The 3,471-nt window shown below is 70.5% G+C and carries 3 protein-coding genes and 2 pseudogenes; 4 read left to right on the forward strand and 1 reads right to left on the reverse strand.

The genetic code is table 11. The features are described from left to right. Together RWR81_RS12950 and RWR81_RS12955 are read left to right on the forward strand one after the other, a co-directional pair. A pseudogene (locus RWR81_RS12950) lies at positions 1 to 616 on the forward strand (exopolyphosphatase); the annotation flags it as partial. Beyond that, entirely contained in the window at positions 613 to 1,653 is a 1,041-nt protein-coding gene (locus RWR81_RS12955) for a type I 3-dehydroquinate dehydratase (protein WP_314458131.1), read from the forward strand. The pseudogene RWR81_RS12950 and the gene RWR81_RS12955, both read left to right, overlap by 4 nt. Positions 1,654 to 1,740: 87 nt before the next feature. Here RWR81_RS12955 and RWR81_RS12960 read toward each other — a convergent pair whose 3' ends face one another. Beyond that, positions 1,741 to 2,103 (reverse strand): hypothetical protein, encoded by a 363-nt coding sequence (locus RWR81_RS12960; RefSeq protein WP_314458132.1) that lies wholly within the window; start codon positions 2,101 to 2,103, stop codon positions 1,741 to 1,743. A gap of 241 nt (positions 2,104 to 2,344) precedes the next feature. On the opposite strand from RWR81_RS12960, the gene RWR81_RS12965 reads away from it, so the two are divergent. Then, positions 2,345 to 2,938: a hypothetical protein gene (locus RWR81_RS12965; RefSeq protein WP_314458133.1), complete on the forward strand. Its 594-nt coding sequence runs from the start codon at positions 2,345 to 2,347 to the stop codon at positions 2,936 to 2,938. Positions 2,939 to 3,256: 318 nt separating this feature from the next. Then, a pseudogene (locus RWR81_RS12970) lies at positions 3,257 to 3,471 on the forward strand (50S ribosomal protein L25); the annotation flags it as partial.

Below are 3,471 nucleotides of genomic sequence, written 5' to 3' on the forward strand. Positions count from 1 at the left end.
AGAAGTACAGGGACGGGCCGGGCGAGTGCCGGCGCCGCGCCTCGTCGTCGACCTCGGGGGAGGCTCCACCGAGCTGGTCCTGGGCGTGGACGCCCCCAGCGCTGCCATCAGCCTGGACACCGGCAGCGTGCGCATCACCGAACGGTTCCTGGCCGACGGCGTCACCCCGGCCGCCGAGGCCGCCGCCCGCGCCGAGGTACGCGGTCTCCTGGACGAGGCCGAACGGATCGTGGACCTGTCCGCCCCCGAACAGCTAGTGGGTCTGGCCGGCACCATCACCACCGTCACCGCCCACGCCCTGGGCCTCCAGGCCTTCGACCCGCAGGCCTTGAACGGCGCCGAGCTGAGCCCGCAAGCAGTCCTGGTCTCCTGTGAGGCGATTGTCCACTCCACCGCCGAGCAGCGGGCCTCCTGGGGCTACCTGGCTCCTGGGCGCCGCGACGTCATCGCCGCCGGTGCCCTCGTGTGGAGTGAGGTCGTCTCCCGTGTAGTGGCGCGGACCGAGGCCACCGGGCGCCCACTGGAGCGGGTCACCACCAGCCTCTATGACATCCTCGACGGCATCGCCCTGTCGCTCGTGCCCGCGCAGCCGATCGCGGAAGGGGCTGGAGCATGAGCGCGGCACCGTCGCTGACCTGGGGCGGTCGTACCATCACCAGCAACCCCGGGGGGCTGCCCGCGGTGGCCGTCTCCCTGACCGGGCCGACCGCCGCCCGCGCCCGCGTTCAGGCGCGCCACGCCATCGACTCCGGAGCCGACGTCGTTGAACTGCGCGTCGACCTGCTCGAGGAGGCCGACGCCCTGGTCGGCTTCGCCGAGGCCTCGGCCGCGGCGGCGTTGGCGAGCGCCTCGATCCTGGCCCCCACGGCGGCCGGCTCGGTCGGGCCTGCGACATCGCCCGCATTTGCGGGGCGGCGCGGGCCCATCGGCTCAGGCAACGGGCCCGATGGTGAGAGTGGCGAGGAGGCCGCCGGTGAGGGCGAGGAGCCGCCCGCCCCCGACCCGATGGTCGTGGCCACGGCGGCCGCCCAGGTCCTGGAGTGTCTGCGTCGCATGATCGACGTCGTTGACGGTGCCCCTCTCCTGCTCACCTGCCGCACCGCCACCGAGGGCGGCCGGGCCCACCTGGACGATGCCGGCTACGGCGCCGTCCTCAGCGCCGTTCTCGACGAGCTGGCCGACTGGGCGCCCGAGCGCCGCCCGGCCGCCATCGACGTCGAGGTCCAGCGCGGTTGCCTGCCGCGAGTCTCCGAGCAGGCCCAGGAACTGGGCATCGACGTCGTCGCCTCCTTCCACGACTTCAAGGCCACCCCCGCCGACACCTCCCTTGAGGAGGTCCTGGTCCGCATGGTCAACGAGGGGGCGAACCTGGCCAAGATCGCCGTGTGGCCCACCAGTGCCGATGACGTCGCCCGTCTCCTGGGCGTGTGCGCTCGGGCCACGGAGGCCCCGGGGGAGGGGGCGGGACTGGGCGTGCCCGTGGCCGCCATGTCCATGGGATCGCTCGGCGCGGTCAGCCGCGTGGCCCCGGCCTTCGGCACGGCGCTGACCTTCGCCGTCGTCCCCGACGCGCAGGGGGAGACTCAGGCCTCCGCCCCTGGCCAGTTGCCGATCCAGGACGTGCGCCGATGCCTGGAGCTCCTGCGGGTCTGACTCGCCTTCCCGAGGGGCCCTCGCCGGACGGCTCGGGCGCAGTCGGGTGAGGCTGGGCCTGGCAGGTGTGTCACGCAATCGGGGCGGTTATGCGTCCAGCGGGGTCAGAACGGCGATCTTCCAGCCCTCGCTGCTGCGGACGAGCTGGTAGAGGAGGCGCTCCTGTGGCGCGCCGGCATCGTGGGTCCAGGTGACGTCGGCCCAGATGCTGTGCCCGGTTTCGGCGACGACCTTGATGGTGGCGCGGGTGGTGGAGACGCCCTCGTACTGGCCGAATGCTTCGGCGAAGAACTGCTTGGTCTGTGAGGCGCTGGAGACCGCGATGGGATGCTCGGGGAACTCGATCAGTGCGGGCACGGCGTAGTGCTCGGCGATGGTCTCGGCGTCCCGGTCGAGCAGAGCACGGGTGTAGGAGTCGAAGAACTGTTCCGCGATGGCGTTGTGAGTCATGTCCTCCACACTACGCACCGACTCGGACAGGCCCGTCCCATCGGTATCGCTGAGGTCGGCGAAGGATCGCCATGCGGGTCTGTGCCCGCGCACTGTGGGGGAGCAAGGGGGACGAGTACCCGTTGCAGGACGCAGGGATCGTGGGCATCTTACCGCCCTCCGCCGATAGTCTTCAGCTGTGGGCCACGGCGTTGCGCTCGACAGGCCGGGGCCGGAGTACAGGGGTGAAAGAGGGACTGGCATGACCGGGTATGGGCGGCGTGGCGTCGTCGGTATGGGGGTCCTCGGCGGAGTCGCGCTGATGCTGAGCAGCTGCGCGGTACTGGTGGGGAGTGGGCGGCGTCGGGCGGGTCCGACGACGCAGGCGCCGAACGATCGTTTCGCGGAATTCACCGAGTACGTTCCCGAGAAGCTGGAGATCAGGACCGATGTGGGGCCTCTCAACAGACGCATGCCGGGTATCAGTGTCTCTTCCGCCCACTGGGTCACGCAGTACCGGCAGGAGGAACGCGAGGTCCTCCCCCCGCAGGACCGCCCGATATGGACGCATGCGGTGATGGGCCTTGATCCTGTCAGTGCCCAGGCTCTTGCCGAGGCCTCGATGGGCACGGCTGATCCGCTTCCGGGAATCCATCCCGACCTGCGTCAGTACGTCTCCAAGGACGAGGTCTTCACCGCCGTCCCCAAGGAGAAGGCCGACGAGATCCTCGACGGCGAGCACATGATTCAGGATGACCCGAATATTGCCGAGCCGCACCACTTCCAAACCGACCAGGCCGTCATCTGCGCCGATTCCAACCTCCTGATCCTCATTGCGACGGAGTGGCACACATGAACCGGCACCAGCTGCAGCCTGCGGTCCATGCGTTCGTAGGTCAGGCCGCGGATTCGAGGGGTAGAGGGTACGACCGCGCGACCTGAGGTACGACCGCTGATCACTAGAGCCGGCTCGGCCCCGCCAGGTGGGGCGCCTCACCGGGAGTACGGCTGTTCGCGGGCCGCGTCCATGCCGTACCCTTGCCCATGTTGCCCCGGCGAGGGACGCGTCTTAAGAAGGCGTGCATCCGTGATCGACGTGGTGGTACCTGGCGGTACTGCGCGTCGTCGCGCCCAGCCGGACCACCACCAGCCGCGGGGCACCGGGCCCCGCCTCATCCGCAAGGAGAGCCTCATGGCCAACAACGCCATCACCCTCAAGGCCCAGGACCGTACCGAGTTCGGCAAGGGCTCGGCCCGCCAGGCCCGCCGCGCCGGCCAGGTCCCGGTCGTCGTCTACGGCCACGGCACCGAGCCCCGCCACCTCCTGCTCGAGGAGCACGCCACCCGCCTGGCCCTGCGCAGCAACGACAACGCCCTGGTCGAGCTGGA

Source organism: uncultured Actinomyces sp. (genome assembly GCF_963526355.1).
Taxonomy (GTDB): domain Bacteria; phylum Actinomycetota; class Actinomycetes; order Actinomycetales; family Actinomycetaceae; genus Actinomyces.